The organism is Stenotrophomonas sp. (assembly GCF_032066555.1).
GTDB lineage: Bacteria > Pseudomonadota > Gammaproteobacteria > Xanthomonadales > Xanthomonadaceae > Stenotrophomonas.
On record NZ_DAMBKV010000006.1, the window covers coordinates 132,026 to 150,525 of the forward strand.

18 protein-coding genes are annotated in these 18,500 nt (G+C 58.2%); 9 read left to right on the forward strand and 9 right to left on the reverse strand.

The window, feature by feature from the left end; translation table 11 throughout:
- On the reverse strand, positions 1-732 hold the full coding sequence (locus RT131_RS09880) for a CoA transferase subunit A (protein ID WP_313172485.1): 732 nt from the start codon (positions 730-732) through the stop codon (positions 1-3).
- A gap of 172 nt (positions 733-904) precedes the next feature.
- On the opposite strand from RT131_RS09880, the gene RT131_RS09885 reads away from it, so the two are divergent.
- Complete coding sequence (locus tag RT131_RS09885; RefSeq protein WP_313172487.1) at positions 905-2,251, forward strand: phosphomannomutase; 1,347 nt, start codon at positions 905-907, stop codon at positions 2,249-2,251.
- A gap of 8 nt (positions 2,252-2,259) precedes the next feature.
- Complete coding sequence (locus RT131_RS09890) at positions 2,260-3,663, forward strand: mannose-1-phosphate guanylyltransferase/mannose-6-phosphate isomerase (protein WP_313172489.1); 1,404 nt, start codon at positions 2,260-2,262, stop codon at positions 3,661-3,663.
- Positions 3,664-3,763: 100 nt separating this feature from the next.
- On the opposite strand, the gene rfbD is transcribed toward RT131_RS09890, so the two are convergent.
- Genes rfbD through rfbB form a run of 4 tightly spaced genes read right to left on the reverse strand, consistent with a single transcriptional unit; the run spans position 3,764 to position 7,206 of the window.
- On the reverse strand, positions 3,764-4,663 hold the full coding sequence (gene rfbD / locus RT131_RS09895) for a dTDP-4-dehydrorhamnose reductase (protein WP_313172490.1): 900 nt from the start codon (positions 4,661-4,663) through the stop codon (positions 3,764-3,766).
- Positions 4,660-5,217, reverse strand: coding sequence for a dTDP-4-dehydrorhamnose 3,5-epimerase (gene rfbC / locus RT131_RS09900; RefSeq protein WP_313172491.1), 558 nt, complete (start codon positions 5,215-5,217; stop codon positions 4,660-4,662). Before rfbC ends, rfbD begins: the two co-directional genes overlap by 4 nt.
- Positions 5,214-6,101, reverse strand: coding sequence for a glucose-1-phosphate thymidylyltransferase RfbA (rfbA, locus tag RT131_RS09905; protein ID WP_313172493.1), 888 nt, complete (start codon positions 6,099-6,101; stop codon positions 5,214-5,216). The genes rfbC and rfbA overlap by 4 nt, the downstream gene beginning before the upstream one ends.
- A gap of 49 nt (positions 6,102-6,150) precedes the next feature.
- Positions 6,151-7,206 carry a dTDP-glucose 4,6-dehydratase gene (gene rfbB / locus RT131_RS09910; RefSeq protein ID WP_313172495.1) on the reverse strand — a complete coding sequence of 352 codons (1,056 nt, stop codon included), beginning with the start codon at positions 7,204-7,206 and terminating at the stop codon, positions 6,151-6,153.
- Between the two features lie 245 nt (positions 7,207-7,451).
- On the opposite strand from rfbB, the gene RT131_RS09915 reads away from it, so the two are divergent.
- The 7 genes from RT131_RS09915 to RT131_RS09945 all read left to right on the forward strand — a co-directional run bounded on the left by RT131_RS09915 (position 7,452) and on the right by RT131_RS09945 (position 14,607).
- Entirely contained in the window at positions 7,452-8,198 is a 747-nt protein-coding gene (locus RT131_RS09915) for an electron transfer flavoprotein subunit beta/FixA family protein (protein WP_313172497.1), read from the forward strand.
- Entirely contained in the window at positions 8,198-9,133 is a 936-nt protein-coding gene (locus tag RT131_RS09920; RefSeq protein WP_313172499.1) for an electron transfer flavoprotein subunit alpha/FixB family protein, read from the forward strand. Before RT131_RS09915 ends, RT131_RS09920 begins: the two co-directional genes overlap by 1 nt.
- 221 nt (positions 9,134-9,354) lie before the next feature.
- Positions 9,355-10,746, forward strand: a complete 1,392-nt coding sequence (locus RT131_RS09925) for a UbiA family prenyltransferase (protein WP_313172669.1) — start codon at positions 9,355-9,357, stop codon at positions 10,744-10,746.
- Positions 10,743-12,068, forward strand: a complete 1,326-nt coding sequence (locus RT131_RS09930; protein ID WP_313172501.1) for an FAD-binding oxidoreductase — start codon at positions 10,743-10,745, stop codon at positions 12,066-12,068. Before RT131_RS09925 ends, RT131_RS09930 begins: the two co-directional genes overlap by 4 nt.
- Positions 12,053-12,784 carry an SDR family oxidoreductase gene (locus RT131_RS09935; RefSeq protein ID WP_313172503.1) on the forward strand — a complete coding sequence of 244 codons (732 nt, stop codon included), beginning with the start codon at positions 12,053-12,055 and terminating at the stop codon, positions 12,782-12,784. Before RT131_RS09930 ends, RT131_RS09935 begins: the two co-directional genes overlap by 16 nt.
- Complete coding sequence (locus RT131_RS09940; protein ID WP_313172505.1) at positions 12,781-13,179, forward strand: GtrA family protein; 399 nt, start codon at positions 12,781-12,783, stop codon at positions 13,177-13,179. Before RT131_RS09935 ends, RT131_RS09940 begins: the two co-directional genes overlap by 4 nt.
- Positions 13,180-14,607, forward strand: a complete 1,428-nt coding sequence (locus RT131_RS09945) for a hypothetical protein (RefSeq protein WP_313172507.1) — start codon at positions 13,180-13,182, stop codon at positions 14,605-14,607.
- Between the two features lie 175 nt (positions 14,608-14,782).
- Here RT131_RS09945 and RT131_RS09950 read toward each other — a convergent pair whose 3' ends face one another.
- The 4 genes from RT131_RS09950 to RT131_RS09965 form a co-directional block, all read right to left on the reverse strand.
- The gene (locus RT131_RS09950) at positions 14,783-16,969 is read right to left on the reverse strand and encodes a sulfatase-like hydrolase/transferase (protein ID WP_313172510.1); all 2,187 of its coding nucleotides are present in this window, start codon (positions 16,967-16,969) and stop codon (positions 14,783-14,785) included.
- Positions 16,970-17,381: 412 nt separating this feature from the next.
- Positions 17,382-17,609 carry an integrase core domain-containing protein gene (locus RT131_RS09955; protein ID WP_313172512.1) on the reverse strand — a complete coding sequence of 76 codons (228 nt, stop codon included), beginning with the start codon at positions 17,607-17,609 and terminating at the stop codon, positions 17,382-17,384.
- 14 nt (positions 17,610-17,623) lie between these two features.
- Complete coding sequence (locus RT131_RS09960; RefSeq protein WP_313172515.1) at positions 17,624-18,193, reverse strand: hypothetical protein; 570 nt, start codon at positions 18,191-18,193, stop codon at positions 17,624-17,626.
- Complete coding sequence (locus RT131_RS09965) at positions 18,193-18,483, reverse strand: DUF1153 domain-containing protein (protein WP_313172671.1); 291 nt, start codon at positions 18,481-18,483, stop codon at positions 18,193-18,195. Before RT131_RS09965 ends, RT131_RS09960 begins: the two co-directional genes overlap by 1 nt.
- Between the last annotated feature and the right edge of the window lie 17 nt (positions 18,484-18,500).

Genomic DNA, 18,500 nt, shown 5'->3' on the forward strand with positions numbered 1-18,500 from the left:
TCAGTTCCCCTCCTGACGCACGGTGCGCTGTTCGATGCGCTTCTCCGGCGTTGCGTTCAATACGATGCGATCAACGTAGATGCCCGGCAGGTGTACCTGGTCCGGATCGATGGCGCCCACCGGCACGATCTCCTCCACTTCCACCACGCAGACCTTGCCGGCCATTGCGCAGGCCGGGTTGAAGTTGCGCGCGGTCTTGCGGAACAGCAGGTTGCCGGCTTCGTCGGCCTTCCATGCCTTGACCAGCGCCACGTCGGCCTTGAGCGCGGTTTCCAGCACATAGTGCTTGCCGTCGATCTCGCGGGTTTCCTTGCCTTCGGCAACGATGGTGCCGTAGCCGGTGGCGGTGAAGAAGGCCGGAATGCCGGCGCCGCCAGCACGCAGGCGCTCGGCCAGGGTGCCCTGCGGATTGAACTCCAGCTCCAGCTCGCCGGCCAGGTACTGGCGCTCGAACTCCTTGTTCTCGCCTACGTAAGAGGAAATCATCTTCTTGATCTGACGGGTTTCCAGCAGCTGGCCCAGGCCGAAGCCATCGACGCCGGCGTTGTTGGAAATCGCGGTCAGGCCCTTGACCCCGCTGTCACGCAGCGCGGCGATCAGGGCCTCGGGAATGCCACACAGGCCGAAGCCACCTACGGCAAGAGTTTGCCCATCGGCCACGATGCCGGCCAAGGCCTCGGCGGCACTGGCAAATACCTTGCCTCGCTGCCGGGTCGGGGAGAGATCGCTCATCGCATCACGCTCACAGTGCTGAAGATGCCCATATTCTAGCCATACCGCCGGGGCAACCCCCTTGGACCTTCGGCCAGACCGACCGGCCGGGGAACAGTCGTCCAGCGTGCAGACAGCCTGCGGACGCGTAGCCGACTAAACTAGGTGATCTTTCACCCAGCAGGATGCATGCATGCCCCTCCCCGCGTTCAAGGCTTACGACATCCGCGGCCGTGTACCTGAAGAGCTCAACGAAGACATGGCCCGCAAGATCGGCAAGGCCCTGGCCGCCGAACTCGACGCCGGTCCAGTGGTACTGGGACACGACGTCCGCCTGACCAGCCCCGCCCTGCAGGATGCATTGGCCGCCGGTTTGCGCGGGGAAGGCCGCGAGGTCATCGACATCGGCCTGTGTGGTACCGAAGAGGTCTACTTCCAGACTGGCCACCTGCGGGCGGCCGGCGGGGTGATGGTCACTGCCAGCCACAATCCGATGGACTACAACGGCATGAAGCTGGTACGTGAACAGGCACGTCCGATCAGCTCGGATACCGGCCTGTTTGCCATTTCCGACGCGGTTGCCGCCGATGCATCACAGCCGCAGCCCGCGCGCGCCGGCCAGAGCGAGCAGCACGACAAGAGCGCCTACATCCAGCACCTGCTGACTTACATCGATGCCAGCCAGCTCAAGCCGCTGAAGCTGGTGGTCAATGCCGGCAACGGCGGTGCCGGCGCCATCGTCGACCTGCTGGCGCCGCACCTGCCGCTGGAATTCGTACGGATCTGCCACGAGCCCGACGGCAGCTTCCCCAACGGCATCCCCAATCCGCTGTTGCCGGAAAACCGCGAAGCCACCGCCAGTGCCGTGCGCGAACATGGTGCCGACTTCGGTATCGCCTGGGATGGTGACTTCGACCGCTGCTTCTTCTTCGATCACAATGGCCGCTTCATCGAAGGCTATTACCTGGTCGGTCTGCTGGCCCAGGCCATCCTTGCCCGCAACCCCGGCGGCAAGATCATCCACGACCCGCGCCTGACCTGGAACACGGTCGAAATGGTGGAAGCCGCCGGCGGCGTACCGGTGCTGTGCAAGAGTGGCCACGCCTTCATCAAGGAAAAGATGCGCGCGGAAAACGCTGTCTACGGCGGCGAGATGAGCGCACACCATTACTTCCGCGAGTTCGCCTATGCCGATTCGGGAATGATTCCCTGGCTGTTGATTGCCGCGCAGGTGTCCAACAGCGGCCTATCCCTGGCCGAACTGGTCGAAGAACGCATGGCCCGCTTCCCCTGCAGCGGCGAGATCAACTTCAAGGTCGCCGACGCCAAGGCAGCCGTTGCCCGGGTAATGGCGCACTTCGCTGCGCAAGCCCCGGCAGTTGACCATACCGATGGTATCAGCGCCGATTTCGGCAACTGGCGCTTCAACCTGCGCAGCTCCAACACCGAGCCCCTGCTGCGCTTGAATGTTGAAACCCGGGGCGATGCCGCGTTGCTGGCCGAACGCACCGCCGAAATCTCCACCTTGATCACCGCCTGAGAACCTTCATGAGCCAGATCCTGCCCGTCATCCTTTCCGGTGGTTCCGGCACGCGCCTGTGGCCGCTGTCGCGCGAAGCCTATCCCAAGCAATTCCTGCAGCTGGCCGGCGAGCACAGCATGCTGCAGTCCACCTGGCTGCGGGTGGCCGATGTCGCCACCCAGCCCCCCCTTGTCGTGGCCAATGAAGCACACCGTTTCGTCGCCGCCGAGCAGTTGCAGCAGGTGGGTACCACGCCATCGGCCATCCTGCTGGAGCCGGTTGGCCGCAATACCGCCCCGGCCATCGCTGCGGCTGCTTTGGAGGCCTGCCGCGACGGCGCCGATCCGCTGCTGCTGGTGCTGCCGTCAGATCACTTGATCCGTGATGTGGCGCATTTCCACCGCGCCATCCTGGCGGCCGCCGATATCGCCGGGCAGGGCAAGCTGGTCACCTTCGGCATCCAGCCGACCGCACCGGAAACCGGCTACGGCTACATCAAGGCCGTCGCCGGCGAAGGCGCGCGGGCCATCGAGCGTTTCGTCGAGAAACCCGACCTGGCGACGGCGCAGGCCTATGTCGCATCCGGCGAGTATTACTGGAACAGCGGCATGTTCCTGTTCCGCGCCTCGCGCTACCTGCAGGAACTGGAACGTCTGCAGCCACAGATTCTCGCTGCCTGCCGCGCCTCGTGGGACAAGGCGCGCCGTGATGCCGACTTCATCCGTCTGGATGCGGACGCGTTCAAGACCAGCCCGTCCGATTCCATCGATTACGCGGTGATGGAGAAGACCGCGGATGCGGCCGTGGTTCCGCTGGATGCCGGCTGGAGCGATGTCGGCTCGTGGACCGCACTGCGCGATGTTTCCGAACAGGATGCAAACGGCAACGCACATCGCGGTGATGTCATCGCCATTGATTGCCATGACACCTTTGCCTATGGCGAGCGGTTGATCGCCATGGTCGGGCTGGACGATGTGATCGTGGTCGAGACCGATGACGCGGTGCTGGTAGGCAAATCCGACCGCATGCAGGAAGTGAAGGACGTCGTAGCGCGACTGAAGGCTGATGGCCGCAGCGAGGCCACCTGGCACCGCAAGGTCTATCGCCCGTGGGGCGCCTATGACTCCATCGATCATGGCGACCGTTTCCAGGTCAAGCGCATCACCGTGAAGCCCGGCGGCACGCTGAGCCTGCAGATGCATCATCACCGTGCCGAACACTGGATCGTGGTCAGTGGCACCGCCGAGGTCACCCGTGGTGATGAAGTGCTGCTGCTCACCGAGAATCAGAGCACCTACATCCCGCTGGGTGTCACCCACCGCCTGCGCAATCCCGGCAAGCTCCCCCTGGAGCTGATCGAAGTACAGTCCGGCAGTTACCTGGGCGAAGACGATATCGTGCGCTTCGAAGATACCTACGGACGCACCTGAGGCCGCCAACTGCAGCCAATAAAAAAACCCCGGGGAAACCCGGGGTTTTCTTGTTGGCGACACGGCTGTGGCTACGCGTCAGCATGCCCGAGACCACGAATTACGCCGGCGCGATCTCGGCCATTACCCGATGCAGGCCTTCCTGCCACGTGGGCAGGATGATGCCGAAATCCTGCTGCAGCTTGCGGTTGTCCAGTACCGACCAGGCCGGACGCTTTGCCGGCGTTGGGTACTCCGCGCTGGCGATCGCCTGCACGACGGGCGCCTTGGCCAGCACGCCTGCGGCCACGGCCTGGGCAAAGATCGCCTCGGCGAAACCATGCCAGCTGGTCTGCCCCGACGCGGTCAGATGCCAGGTCCCGGACAGCTGCCCGGGATGCTGCAATACCTGTGCGGTGACATCGGCAATCAAGGCAGCCGGTGTCGGCGTCCCCACCTGATCCGCCACTACCCGCAGTTCGTCGCGCTCGGCACCGACACGCAGCATCGTGCGCAGGAAGTTGCCGCCGTGCGAGGCATAGACCCACGCGGTGCGGAAGATCAGATGACGGCCACCAGCGTCACGAACGGCGATTTCACCATCACGTTTGCTGCGACCATAGACACCCAGAGGCGCGGTGGCTTCGTCTTCCACATAGGGGGCCGTGCCCTGGCCGTTGAACACATAGTCCGTGGAGTAATGCACCATCGGCACGCCGTGCGCGGCGCACCATTGGGCGATTACGGCAGGCGCCTGTGCATTGGCCCGGAACGCCGCCTCGGGCTCCTGCTCGGCCTTGTCCACCGCGGTATAGGCAGCGGCATTGATCACCACCGACGGCTGCAGCCGGCCCAGCAAGGCAGGCAGGCTTTGGGGTGCGTCGAAGTCGGCGATCTCGCAGTCACTGCCATCGGCCAGCTTGCCGCTGCGGGTGGTTGCGACGACCCGGCCAAGCGGCGCAAGCGCGCGCAGCAATTCCTGCCCGACCTGACCATTTCCGCCAAGAACCAGCAAGCTCATGGGATGTAAACCGGCAAACGGTCTTCAGCGATGTCCTTCAGGAACGGCGCGTTCTCATCCTTGGCCGACAAGGTCGGGCCGCTGATCGGCCAGTCCACGCCGATGTCGGCGTCGTTCCAGCGAACACCCGCATCGAAATCCTTCAGATAGACCTCGGTGCACAGGTAACTGAATACCGCGCGCTCGGACAGCACGGCGAAACCGTGAGCGAAACCCTCGGGTATCCAGAACTGGCGCTTGTTCTCGGCGCTCAGGACCACAGCCTCCCACTTGCCGAAGGTTGGCGAACCACGGCGGATATCCACCGCCACGTCATACACTTCGCCTTCCAGCACGCTGACCAGCTTGCCCTGCGGACGCGGCCACTGGTAGTGCAGGCCACGAAGGACGCCCCTGCTCGATGCGGACACATTGCTCTGGACGAATCTGTCAGGCAGCCCCAGCGCCTTGAAGCGCTCGGCGTTCCACGTCTCAAAGAAAAACCCGCGCTCATCGCCAAACACCGCTGGCTCGATGACGACACAACCGGGCATCGCGGTTTCAATCACTTTCACGGAACAATTCCTCGCTGGATGAGCTTCTGCAGATACTGCCCATAACCATTCTTGGACAGGGGCGCGGCCAATGCTTCGAGCTGCTCCGCAGTGATCCAGCCTTGGCCATAAGCAATTTCTTCAGGGCAGCAGACCTGCAGGCCCTGCCGGGTCTGTATGGTCTCAATAAAGTTGGAGGCCTCCAGCAAGGACTGGTGCGTGCCGGTATCCAACCACGCGTAACCACGCCCCAAAGCCTCCAGCTGCAACGTGCCTTCATCCAGGTAACACTGGTTGAGATCGGTGATCTCCAGCTCGCCGCGCGGTGAGGGTTTCAATGCTGAAGCATAGTCACTGGCGTTGCCGTCATAGAAGTACAGTCCGGTCACCGCATAGTTGGAGCGCGGCTCGGTTGGCTTTTCCACCAAACCAACAACTTTGCCGTCCTTGTTGAATTCGGCCACGCCGTAACGTTCCGGGTCATTGACCCAATAGCCGAATACCGACGCCCCGGTATCGCGTGCATCGGCGCGCTTGAGCACCTCGCGCAGGCCGGTACCGTGGAAAATATTGTCCCCGAGCACCAGACAACTGGGCTTGCCGCCGACGAAGTCGCGGCCAATCAAGTAGGCCTGCGCCAGCCCATCCGGGCTCGGCTGCACCGCGTACTGGATATCCATACCCCACTGCGAACCGTCGCCCAGCAACTGTTGGAACAGCGCTTGCTCGTGCGGCGTATTGATGATCAGCACTTCGCGGATACCCGCGAGCATCAACACGCTCAGCGGGTAATAGATCATTGGCTTGTCATAGACCGGCAGCAACTGCTTGCTGACGCCCTTGGTGATCGGATACAGGCGCGTACCCGAACCGCCAGCCAGGATGATGCCTTTACGTTGCGTCATATTGTTCCTTGTTTACCCGCACAAATGTGCGGGTGCTGAATCGTCGATATCAGGCGTCGGTACCGATGCGCTGCAGGCGATAGCTGCCATCCAGCACGCCATTCACCCATTGCTGGTTGTCCAGGTACCAGTCCACGGTGAAGGCGATGCCCTGCTCGAAGGTATGCTGCGGCTCCCAGCCCAGTTCGTCCTTGAGCTTGGACGCATCAATGGCATAGCGGCGGTCATGCCCCGGCCGATCGGTGACATAGGTGATCTGCTCGCTGCGCGGCTTGCCATCGGCACGCGGACGGCGCGCATCCAGCAACGCGCAGATGGCCTGCACCACCTCGATGTTCTGCTTTTCGGAATTGCCGCCCACGTTGTAGGTGTCACCCACCTTGCCCTTGGCCAGTACGGTGCGGATCGCTTCGCAGTGGTCGGCGACAAACAGCCAGTCGCGCACCTGCTTGCCGTCGCCGTAGACCGGCAGCGCTTCACCGGCCAGCGCCTTGGCGATCACCAGCGGGATGAGCTTTTCCGGGAAGTGGTACGGACCGTAGTTGTTCGAGCAGTTGGTGGTCAGGACCGGCAGGCCGTAGGTATGGTGGAACGCACGCACCAGATGGTCGGAGGCCGCCTTGGAGGCGGAGTACGGGGAATTCGGCGCATACGGTGTGGTTTCGGTGAACTTGCCGGTTTCACCCAGGGTGCCGTAGACCTCATCAGTGGAGACATGCAGGAAACGGAACGCTTTGGCCTTGTCGGCCGGCAGCGCCTTCCAGTAATCGCGCACGGCCTCCAGCAGCCCTAGGGTTCCCACAACGTTAGTCTGGATGAAGGCTCCCGGGCCATCGATCGAACGGTCCACATGGCTTTCAGCGGCGAAGTTCAGAACCGCATCTGGACGGTGCTCGGCCAGCAGGCCTGCCACCAGTTCGCGGTCACCGATATCACCCTGTGCGAACACGTGCTGCGGGTTGCCTTCCAGGCTGTCCAGCGTCTTCAGGTTGCCGGCATAGGTCAGCGCATCCAGGTTGATGATGCGGACACCCTTCGCCACCGCTTCCAATACGAAATTGCCGCCGATAAAGCCGGCGCCGCCGGTCACAAGCCATGTGGTCACGCGTTGATTCTCCGATTTACGGCTGCCTGCGCAGCGAACAATTCATACAAGGATATAACGCCAGGCCTTGCTGGACCTGCACGATTGACAACGGAAGCCGATACGTCAAACTTTGTCCGGACATTTAAGTCGGCGAAAGTCACACCATACGCATTCGCATGGGCCTATCAACCCGGCTAGAATCGAGAAAATTTGTCCCCCGGCCCGTGCCGGCCCCCATCAGCAACCGAAGGACCCCGCAGCACATGAAAATCCTCGTCGCGTACAAGCGCGTGGTGGACTACAACGTCCGCATTCAAGTCAAGCCGGATGGCTCCGGCGTGGTCACCGATGGCGTCAAGCTCTCGCCAAACCCGTTCGATGAAATCGCCCTGGAAGAAGCCCTGCGCCTGCGCGACAAGGGCATCGCCACGGAAGTGGTGGTCGCCACCATCGCCCCGGCCGACGCCCAGGCGCACCTGCGCAACGGCCTGGCCATGGGTGCCAACCGTGCCATCCACGTGGTCACCGACCAGGCCATCCAGCCGCTGACCGCCGCCCGCACCCTGCTCAAGCTGGTCGAAAAAGAACAGCCAGACCTGGTCATCCTGGGCAAGCAGGCCATCGACGACGATGCCAACCAGACCGGCCAGATGCTGGCCACGCTGTGGGCGCGTCCGCAGGCCACCTTCGCCTCCAAGGTCGAGATCGCCGACGGCAAGGCCACTGTGACCCGCGAAGTCGACGCTGGCCTGGAAACGCTGGAAGTCGAGCTGCCGGCCGTCATCACCACCGACCTGCGCCTGAACGAGCCGCGCTTCATCAAGCTGCCGGACATCATGAAGGCCAAGGCCAAGCCGCTGGAAACCCTGCAGTTGGCCGACCTGGGCGTTGAAGCCGCCGACACGTTCAAGACCACCCACTACGCCGCACCTGCCAAGCGCAGCAAGGGCGTGATGGTGAAGGATGCCGCCGAACTGGTGGCCGCACTCAAGCAGAAGGGGTTGTTGTAATGGCCAAGATTCTCGTCATCGCCGAACACCTGGACGGCAAGCTCAACAGCGCCGTGGCCAAGACCGTCTCGGCCGCGACCGCCGTGGGCGGCGACATCGATGTGCTGGTGCTGGCCGCCGACCCGGCCGCCATTGCCGCCGAAGCCGCGCAGATTGCCGGCGTCAGCAAGGTGCTGACCATCGCCAACCCGGCCAATGAACACGCCCTGGCACAGGTGCAGGCGCCGCAGATCGCCAAGGCCGCGGCCGGTTACAGCCACGTCTTCGGCCCCTCGACCACCACCGGCAAGGATCTGATGCCGGCCGTGGCCGCGCTGCTGGGCGTCAACCAGGTCTCTGACCTGATGTCGGTCGAAGGCACCCACACCTTCAAGCGCCCGATCTACGCCGGCAACGCCATCATCACCGTCGAGGCCCCGGCCGACCAGGTGGTCGTCGCCACCGTGCGCGCCGCCTCCTGGCCGGAAGCAGCCAAGGGCAACAGCGCCCCGGTCGAGGCGATCAGCGTTGACGCCGCCCTGCACTCCCACACCCGCTTCGTCGGCCTGGCTGCCGGCAAGAGCGACCGCCCGGACCTGCAGAGCGCCAAGCGCGTGGTCTCCGGTGGCCGCGGTGTCGGCTCGGAGGAAAACTTCAAGGTGATCTACCAGTTGGCCGACAAGCTCGGTGCCGGCGTCGGTGCCTCGCGCGCCGCGGTGGACGCAGGCTATGTCCCCAGCGACATGCAAGTCGGCCAGACCGGCAAGATCATCGCCCCGGAGCTGTACATCGCCGTGGGCATCTCGGGCGCCATCCAGCACCTGACCGGCATCAAGGACGCGGGCACCATCGTCGCCATCAACAAGGACGGCGACGCGCCGATCTTCGAGATTGCCGACATCGGGCTGGTGGGTGACCTGTTCACCTTGCTGCCGGAGTTGGAAGCGGCGTTGTAGAGATAAAGCCTTGGCCGGGGCTGTCCTCAGCCCCGGCCAAGAAGCCGTTCATCTGTCAATATTGAAAACATCTCCCAGGGAGCAAGGCGCTACGCAACACGCAATATGCTGAAGCTATACTTGCGCGTCATTTCACCTGGGATGTAGCGTTGATGGGCAGCCAAAACACTGAGATCGAGCAGGAAGACCCTCCTGCGAATCTGCGTGATCACGCCCTTTGTATAGATCTCGACGGTACGCTCTTGCTTTCAGACGTTCTGTACGAGTCACTCCTAACTTTATTTGCGCGCAACCCCCTCTACGCGTTCTTGCTGCCGTTCTGGTTGCTTAGAGGCAAGTCCGCTCTCAAACGAGAGCTTGCCAAAAGGGTGACTTTGCCCCCTGAGCTTTTGCCATATGACCAGCGGGTGCTGGAACTACTACGGACGACTTCACAGCGCCCGCGCGTACTTTGTACCGCATCCGATGAACTCCTTGTCACGCCCATCGCCGATCACCTGGGTTTGTTTGAGCAGACCCTCTCCAGTGATGGCACGCGCAATCTGGCCGGTGCGAACAAAGCACGGGCGCTGGTCGAGCGCTTCGGAGAGCGTAACTTTGATTACGCCGGCAACGGAACTGTTGATTTGCACGTCTGGAAGCATGCAGCGTCCGCACTGGTAGTCAACGCTCCAGCTTCACTGGCCAGCAAAGCTGCAAAAATAACGCGAATTAGCGACTACCTCCCACCTGAAACTGGCGGGCTCCGCGTGTGGATAAAGGCTTGTCGAGTCCATCAATGGCTTAAGAATCTTCTCGTATTCATACCGGTACTGACCGCGCATCTTTTCTTCGACGTAAGCTCCTTGACGGCCAGCCTCATAGCCTTCATGGCTTTCAGCTTGTGCGCTTCAGGGGTGTACGTACTGAATGACCTGTTGGACCTCTCTGCGGATCGTCAACATCTACGCAAACGAAAGCGTCCTTTCGCATCTGGACAGATACCGCTATTAAGTGGACTAGTGGCGGCCCCACTACTAACCGTGGCCGGCTTCGCGTTAGCATCTGCCTGCAACCTGCAGTTCACCTTGGTGCTGGCTTGCTACTACATACTGACATTGAGCTACTCACTAAAGCTAAAGCGCATCGTAATGATTGATGTTGTACTACTGGCCTCTCTCTACACAATCAGAATCATTGGCGGCGCGATCGCAATTGGCGCCACGCTGTCATTCTGGTTGCTCGCATTTTCCATGTTTGCATTCCTAAGCCTTGCGCTGTTGAAACGCTACACGGAGCTGGAATCCGCGCTCGCCAACGGCAAAAAGCAAGCAATTGGTCGTGGCTATGGTGTGACCGACCTGCCACTCGTGCAATCGCTCGGTGCTGCATCAGGCTATATCGCGGTGATGGTACTGGCCCTGTATATAAATAGCCCCGAGAGCCTGCAACTTTATCGCCATCCGCAGCTGCTGTGGCTGCTGTGCCCTGTCTTCCTCTATTGGATGAGCAGGGCTTGGGTGATAGCACATCGAGGCGAAATGCATGACGATCCGATTGTCTTCGCGGCAACCGACCGAACAAGCCAGTTGGTAGCTGCCATTGCGGTAGTCGTTGCATTTATCGCAATATGAGAACAGCCGGAAGATCTTGGGGAAACTACCCGTTGGTAAAGCAGCGCATCGTCCCGCTGCTTTCCAGGAGTGCCCAATTGCCTCAAGTAGAGGGTTCGTTGCTGACGCAAGGCAACGCCAGAAGTTACGGTGACAGCTGCCTGAACCCCGGCAATACCATACTGACAGGCCGCAGCCTCGACCACATGATTTCTTTCGACCGCAGCAGTGGCATCATTCGCTGCGAGGCCGGAGTTACCCTATCGGAGATCATTGAGCTGGCCTTGCCACTAGGCTGGTTCCTACCTGTTACTCCCGGCACCCGATTCGTCACTGTGGGCGGCGCAATCGCCAATGATGTGCATGGAAAAAACCATCATCGCGCCGGGAGTTTTGGCAATCATATCCTGGCATTGGAACTGCTCCGCAGTGATGGGTCCCGACAGACACTAACGCCAATTGACCGCAGCGGCCTTTTTGCGGCGACGGTGGGTGGCCTTGGTTTGACCGGCATGATTACCTGGGCAGAAATCCAACTTCGGCAAGTCCCCGGCCCTTGGATGGAAGCCGAATCGATTCGTTTCGACACGCTCGATGAATTTTTCCTTTTATCCAAGGCGTCCAGCGAAACATACGAATACACGGTCGCTTGGATAGACTGCCTTGCGTCCGGCAAGCGCGCAGGAAGAGGTCATTTCATCCGCGCTGATCACGCCACCGGCCCTGGCTTATCTTCAACTCCCGGCTCTGCCCAAAAAATCTCCATTCCAGTAACTCCACCTATATCACTGGTAAACAGAATTACGTTGCGCCCGTTCAACACCGCCTACTATTGGCGGCAATTATCGCGCAGTAAACGTTCATTCGCCCACTACCAGAGTTATTTTTATCCGTTGGATGGTATTGCCCATTGGAATCGGATGTACGGCCCGCGGGGTTTTCTCCAGTATCAATGTGTTTTACCACCGGATCAAGCTCACAATGCTGTTTCCGAATTGCTGGCGGAGATCTCGCGCGCCGGCCTGGGGTCATTTCTTGCCGTACTAAAAGAGTTCGGAAATATCCCGGCAATAGGCATGCTTTCTTTCCCCCGGCCAGGCGCAACCTTGGCACTGGATTTCCCAAACACGGGACCCGACGTATTCAGGCTTCTTGATCGACTTGACTCAATCGTCACCATCGCAGGCGGCACACTGTATCCAGCTAAAGATGCACGGATGCCGCCAGCCCTTTTTGCTTCTGGTTATGAGAAACACCTCACCGATTTCGCGGCGCATATCGATCCGCGCTTTTCCTCTGGCTTCTGGCGCCGTGTAATGGAGCAATCATGCAAAGAGTTCTAATCATAGGCGCGACTTCAGCCATCGCTGAGGCGACCGCGCGTCGTTACGCCCAGCGTAACGCAAGCCTTTACCTCGTAGGTCGCAATGAAGAGAGATTGAACATCATTCGTGCTGACTTACAGGTACGTGGCGCGGCGCATTGCCACATTCACCTGATGGATGTCGCAGAAGTAGCTGCTCATGAAGAGATGATTCAGAATGCAAACCTGTCAATGGGTGGCATCGACATAGTATTGATCGCGCACGGCACGCTACCGTGCCAAGCGACATGTGAAGAATCGACCACTTTGGCTTTGCAGGAATTCCACATCAACGGAACAGCGACCATTGCACTGTCGAATACAGCCTCCGCTTTCCTGCAGACAGGCGGCACCCTCGCCGTAATTTCCTCGGTCGCAGGTGATCGCGGACGATCAAGCAACTATATCTATGGCAGCGCAAAGGCCGCTGTCACTGCCTATTTGAGCGGACTTGGACAGCGCCTGCAAAGTCAAGGAATCAATGTATTGACGATCAAGCCAGGCTTCGTTGATACGCCTATGACCGCCTCTTTTAAAAAAGGCCCGCTTTGGGCGAGCCCGGAGAGTGTCGCTCACGGAATAATCTCGGCAATTGACCGGCGCAAATCAGTGGCTTATCTACCGTGGTTTTGGTGGGGAATCATGCAGATCATCAAGAATATTCCTGAACCCATCTTTCGCCGGATAAAGCTGTGACACGCAATACGCTTATAGTTCTGTACTTCGCATTCGCCGTCATCTCCATCGCAGTCAATATCGGCGCTCAAGCAATTGCGACAGCAATCTATTCTGGACCCAACTCCATCCCCGTATCGATACTGACCGGCACTGCGGCGGGCCTTCTTTGCAAGTACATCCTTGACAAGAAAATAGTATTTTCACACGTCAGTCAGAACACCAGGGAAGGCGTGACCACGTTCCTCCTCTACGCTGCAACAGGCCTGATTACAACTTCAATTTTCTGGGCAACTGAGCTGATGTTCGCGTTTGCATTCGAATCTGACCTTATGCGCTACCTAGGTGGGATAGTCGGACTGACAATAGGCTACGCAGTCAAGTATCAGCTGGACCGACGACTCGTATTTCGATAAATGAGTTACAAAACGGCAAAGCACTCATCAATCTACCCCTACCTATTACTTGCATTGGTTTTATTGGTATCGCTAATTGCCTTTCCGAAATCGGGAATGGTAAATAATGGCGATTATCTTCGCGTTCACCAATCCATGCCAATAACAACCGTTGGTTGGCGGGCACTGGAAGATAGCTACTCTTTTGATGCAGCTCCTAAAGTCGCGCCTGATTCATTGATGGCTGCCACCGGCTTTACGGCAGGATGGCTGGCCAAGTCAGCCAACGCCGGACACATGCCGATGGGGCTATTGGTGTCGGCATTGCTTACAATTTTCTGGATCGGTACTTTATTTCTGGTCAAACAAATAGGGCAGTCGTTCCCCGACCATAAGCCAGGTCTGGTTATCATCTTCAGCTTGTGCCTCTGCCTGACGGTTTACTCAGCCTACTTCAGATCGCTCTACGAAGAGGCCCTTGTACTGGCGCTTTGCCCACTATTTACCGCGGGGGTCATAAGTCTCAGAACAAAGGGCAAACTGGCTCTTTACCTCGTCAGCGCCACGGCAATCTTGCTCTGCAAAGCGCAAATGCTCTATTTCCTTCCTCTGACAGTATTCATCTTGCTTTCCCCGACAACCAATAGAACCACCCCTCGCGTGCGGTCGAGAATCGCTGCCAGCGCGCTTCTTGTTACGGTATGTATGAGCTACCAAGTTCACCTTTCGAACACGGGGGGAATGTCGGCTGTCAATAATTTCAATCGTGCTTATAACGGGATCGGCTGGGCCCTGCAATCATCCGCCAGCTGGCCCGCAAGCACATTCGAAGAACGTCTCGCATACTTTCAAGAAAACAGGCCCTTGCTGCAAAAGAGAACAATGAAGTTCGAGGCGGATGCCACTATGCCTTTACTGGGAGAGAGCTACTGGCCGACAGGCGTCCAGATTTCCTCAGAGCGCTGGACTCCCGGCACCACAGCCGCTCGCGTTCAGCAGATCAAGGAAGCGCTTGAACGCGGCAGACCGAGCAGGTACTTACGTGACGTCGTGACTCATGCCACGATTGCCAAATACTTATTGAGCAATACGATTGCAATGGCATGGCGGTCGGATTATTCGCTCAGACACCTTCGTCCCGATATCAACAAAAGAGCTACGGGTCCCATGCTGGCAACCCTGGCAGAACCTGCCTTTCAGCTTGCCTGTATAACGCTATTGACATTGTTTGCCCTACGGCCGAACAAATCCTCCCTGTTCGCGACCCTATACTTCTGCATTGGGGCTCCTCTTTTTGTGGTCTTGGGCGATGGATACTACGAGTTTGAGAAGCACCTTGCTCCGTTTATTATGCTGCTGCCTGCAATCGTCGCAATGCAACTGCTTACTGATCAGCGCAAACGCGCTACTCATCTTGAGCAGGCCCCAGTTCTTAGCACGAGCGATTGAATATTTTCGCAGCAGAACACGGCGTGCGGTAGCCACCCCAACCTCAGCGAAATGGACATAACGCCCGCCGCCTAACGGCAGCAATTATCTTGAAATATGCCGACACGACGGAAAACCGCCCTGTCGGCATGGACTACGCCGACTTCAGCCCAGCGCACCCTCTCAACAGAAACACTCAGAGCGGAACCACGGAAAAACTATCGACACGAACCGCATCTTCCTTGCCGACATAAACGCGAACCTCTAGATTTTCAACATCCTTGTCGATATTGAAATCTTCGCGATATATATCATAGGACTGGGCATCAGAAGAGCGCAGAGGCCCGCGGGCAAGCACCAACCCTCCGCCATCTGCAATAACATCTGCCCACGCAGATGATGCGGCTGATGCCCGGCCATTCACAATCACACGATACTTTCCCGCTGGCATCTTTACAAATGGGCCGTTGAAAAGAACCCCCTCCTCAAGCGGGGAGAAAACGCTACCTTTGTCGACCACGCCCTTGATCAGGTACGGATAGTCACTTTCAAAGTGATTGCGCACGATAAAGCCACTGCTTATCTTAACCTGCGCTTTTCTTGTCACAGGTCGGTCGCGTCTAAAATCAATCCCGCGCACCAGATCTTTTTGTTTATAAAGGTATTGCTCTCCAGTTGCAGTAGACTCCAGAGCACATAACTCAGCGGGAGTATCCGGACCAAAGGCAGCACAATAATTGACGTAAACCCAATCAACGCCCCGCGAAGTCATTTCGGAAACATCAGCACCCAGCGATAATTCATTCGCCCGCCCCCCATCCCCAATCACCAAACTGAATGGAGGTGATATTTCCTGATTTCCGACTTTCAGGAGACCGTCTTTTAAAAGATGAACAGCGTTTCCTTTATCAAGCTGCCAAAGACCCTGCGCGAATGCATGGTAATGACCGACGTCCTCGCCTTCGAACAGCGCCCTGGATAGTCCGTCAGACGCCCCCCCCTGTGGCACGCGACCAAAGCCTACCCCAGCATCACTCCCGGTCAATGCAGAAAGCAGTATCGCACCGACGTCCACGCTGGTTGCGGGTGCGGAAACTTTTCCTGCAGCGATGTCTGAATCAAAGAGCAGCAACAAATTACGACGATCCATCGATTCGAGGATCTTTCGCGCATCATTCGGCATCCCGAGATGGTCGGACAGCAGCACCACTATCGTGTCGTTCGCGTAAGGCCCCGCTAGTATTCTGTCAACAAAGCGAGAAATCAGCAGATCAGAACACGCGACCGCATCCAGAATCGGGAACCTTTCATCAAGTCCTGCATACTCCATGTCACCGCAAGCCTTTGGAACATGGCCACTAGGGTGATGAGTATCAAGTGTAAGAACGCTTAACAGAAACGGGGAATCTTTTCCAGATAGTTCATCGAACCGAGTGCCCGCTTGTTCAAGTAGAACATCATCGTGAAGCCCCCAACTGGAGAAATCCTGAGCAGGCAGGTTCATGCCTTTGAAATAGTTTCTATCACGAACCGAGGTAAAACCATGCCCCGACAGGAATTTGGCTTTCCCGGCGAACTCACTATCTGCGCCACCCATAAATTCCAAGCTATAGCCCGCCGTTGACAGGAAATCGCTGATGCAAGATGCGCCCGGAAGGAAATTGTTCAATCTACCGAGCTCGTTGGCGTCTTCCGGTCTCCAGACAGTAAGCGGCACACCGCACATTGATGCGACAATACCGGCGATTGTCCAACCGGTCCCATCAGAAGCACGAACATCGGTGTAGTCGCTTGCACCGGCAGCCAGGCGCTGTATATTCGGCATCAATCCAGGGAATGATTTCTGATCGAGATAAGTACGCTCGAGGCTCTCTGCGTAAACTATTACGATATTCTTCTTCTTGAACGAATTTTCCTTCGCCACCGGCCTGACATATTCAGCTTGCAGCTTCGATATACCGCCAGAATCATCGGCCTTCATAAACTCAGCCAACTTAACAAAGTCCAGCGTCAACGGACTTATCGCAAATATGGCGGCCGCTGCGACACTGTACAACCCAATAAAAAAACCACTAACTCTAGATAAGCGAATTGAAACCCATGCTGCGCCGGCAGAGAAAGCTATTACTGCAATGACAGCGCCCATATATTGCGCAATTTGATATTTGAAATCACCAACCCCTGCGCCTGTCAACCCAGTTCGAAGATGATACAGCGTGGCGTAGTCAAATCCGTTGCCACTTAAAGTATCCAGAAAGAACCAGGTCACTACAGAAACAAGAAGTACGGCTGACAGAAAAAACTTGATTTTAAAGCAACGCTTGTCCATACACTGACTTGCAATCAAAATCAAGATCGACAGAGCAAGAGTTGCAGTATGCATCTTTGAAATCATTTGAAACGACCCTCATCATCGCCGGCCGGACCATAACTCCAGCGCGGGTGGGGGGCTAGCCCACGGCATTGCGAATACTTTTAAAAAGGGGGCATCTGGACAGGGCCATACAGCCTATCCGGCGTCCTTGATACCACGCCTATTTACCATCTAGTGAAACAGCAGTAATTCCCCCTTAGTTCCACCAAGAACAAGCAGGTAATGTAGCAGCATATGATGCCGGGGGCGGCATCGTCGTCACTTTTTGTTACTATCGGTCGCAACTGTATGCGCCACCGCAAGCAACAGATCATTACAATTGGCACATGCACATAGAACCTATTGTGGATCTCATTGATCCTTAGCCCGCTCTCGCCGGGCATTCAACGTATCTGTAATGACCCACCGCTTTCTGCTCAGGTCACGCGGTTAATGTAGCGGCGTAAGCCGCGTCCGGGCTCGTCATCTTCAGCGCCTGATGCGGGCGCTGCTGGTTGTAGAAGGCGATCCCGTCAGCAATCATCCGCAGAGCGTGAATTTGGCTCTCAAAGCGTTGTCGATGCGCGCACTGCTCCTTCAAGGTCCATACAACGCGTTCGAGCATCCCGTTTTGCTGTGGGCAGTGCGGGGTGATGAACTCCTGCTTCAAGCCGTAGCTGTGTATCAGTCGGGTGTAGTCGCGACCGGTGAAGACCAGGCCATTGTCAGAACAAAGCTCCCGCCCTCCCCCACTGTGCTGTAGCGCGTGATCAGGGCTTGCCCCAGGGCGGCGGAGACGGTGGCGGCCCGGCCGGTGCGTGACAGTACAGTAGTTGTCGGGTAGGACAGTCGATCACCAGCGCCAGGCTGAGCCAGCCAGCCATCCATGCCACCCCATACACGACACAGGTCCGTGGCCCAGCGCTGATCCGGAAGTTCGGCATGGGAGATATTGGCTTCGATCCTGGGCCGATGCCCCAGCGCCCGTTTGCGGACCTGCCACCCGTTGAGCTGGAAGGTGCGCTGCACCGCGTTCTTGTTCATGCCAAGCAACGCGACCACTGTGCGGTAACCAAACGAGGGCTCGGCCTCGATCATTTCCTTGATCGGCGCGGCCAGCTCGGCCTTGACCTTCGCCGGCACCCGGATGGGTTTGTAGTACGTCGTGCGGCGGGCCACCTCAAACCACCGGCATAGTTTGGTCATCGGCACCGAGAAACCCTCTTTCTTCAAGCCCTGCTGGACCGAAAGCATCAGCTCTCCTCCTTTCCCAGAAAGGAGGCCAGCTCTTTTCTCGCACGGATCTCCAGCATTGCCTCGCCGTAGGCTTCCTGCAGGTCCTTGAGCTGGCGTTCGTACGGCTCCCGCACATCCTCCGGCTTGGCTCGCAGTGCGTTCTCCATGCAGCGCTTACCGTCCTCGACCCAGCTTTCGATCTCGGTCAGGGTCAGATTGAACTGACGGCTTCCATCAGCTAACGACAGCTTTTCCTGAATGATCTCAAGGACCGCCGCCGACTTGCGCCGCACGGTCCAGCGCTCGATCTCTTATTCCATCATTT

Excerpts from the sequence above, each read along its gene's own strand:
- RT131_RS09950 (WP_313172510.1), bottom strand. The coding sequence starts at position 16,969 with ATGCATACTGCAACTCTTGCTCTGTCGATCTTGATTTTGATTGCAAGT.
- RT131_RS09960 (WP_313172515.1), bottom strand. The coding sequence starts at position 18,193 with ATGCTTTCGGTCCAGCAGGGCTTGAAGAAAGAGGGTTTCTCGGTGCCG.
- RT131_RS09880 (WP_313172485.1), bottom strand. The coding sequence starts at position 732 with ATGAGCGATCTCTCCCCGACCCGGCAGCGAGGCAAGGTATTTGCCAGT.
- RT131_RS09885 (WP_313172487.1), top strand. The coding sequence starts at position 905 with ATGCCCCTCCCCGCGTTCAAGGCTTACGACATCCGCGGCCGTGTACCT.
- RT131_RS09935 (WP_313172503.1), top strand. The coding sequence starts at position 12,053 with ATGCAAAGAGTTCTAATCATAGGCGCGACTTCAGCCATCGCTGAGGCG.
- RT131_RS09915 (WP_313172497.1), top strand. The coding sequence starts at position 7,452 with ATGAAAATCCTCGTCGCGTACAAGCGCGTGGTGGACTACAACGTCCGC.
- rfbD (WP_313172490.1), bottom strand. The coding sequence starts at position 4,663 with ATGAGCTTGCTGGTTCTTGGCGGAAATGGTCAGGTCGGGCAGGAATTG.
- rfbA (WP_313172493.1), bottom strand. The coding sequence starts at position 6,101 with ATGACGCAACGTAAAGGCATCATCCTGGCTGGCGGTTCGGGTACGCGC.
- RT131_RS09945 (WP_313172507.1), top strand. The coding sequence starts at position 13,180 with ATGAGTTACAAAACGGCAAAGCACTCATCAATCTACCCCTACCTATTA.
- RT131_RS09920 (WP_313172499.1), top strand. The coding sequence starts at position 8,198 with ATGGCCAAGATTCTCGTCATCGCCGAACACCTGGACGGCAAGCTCAAC.
- RT131_RS09930 (WP_313172501.1), top strand. The coding sequence starts at position 10,743 with ATGAGAACAGCCGGAAGATCTTGGGGAAACTACCCGTTGGTAAAGCAG.
- RT131_RS09890 (WP_313172489.1), top strand. The coding sequence starts at position 2,260 with ATGAGCCAGATCCTGCCCGTCATCCTTTCCGGTGGTTCCGGCACGCGC.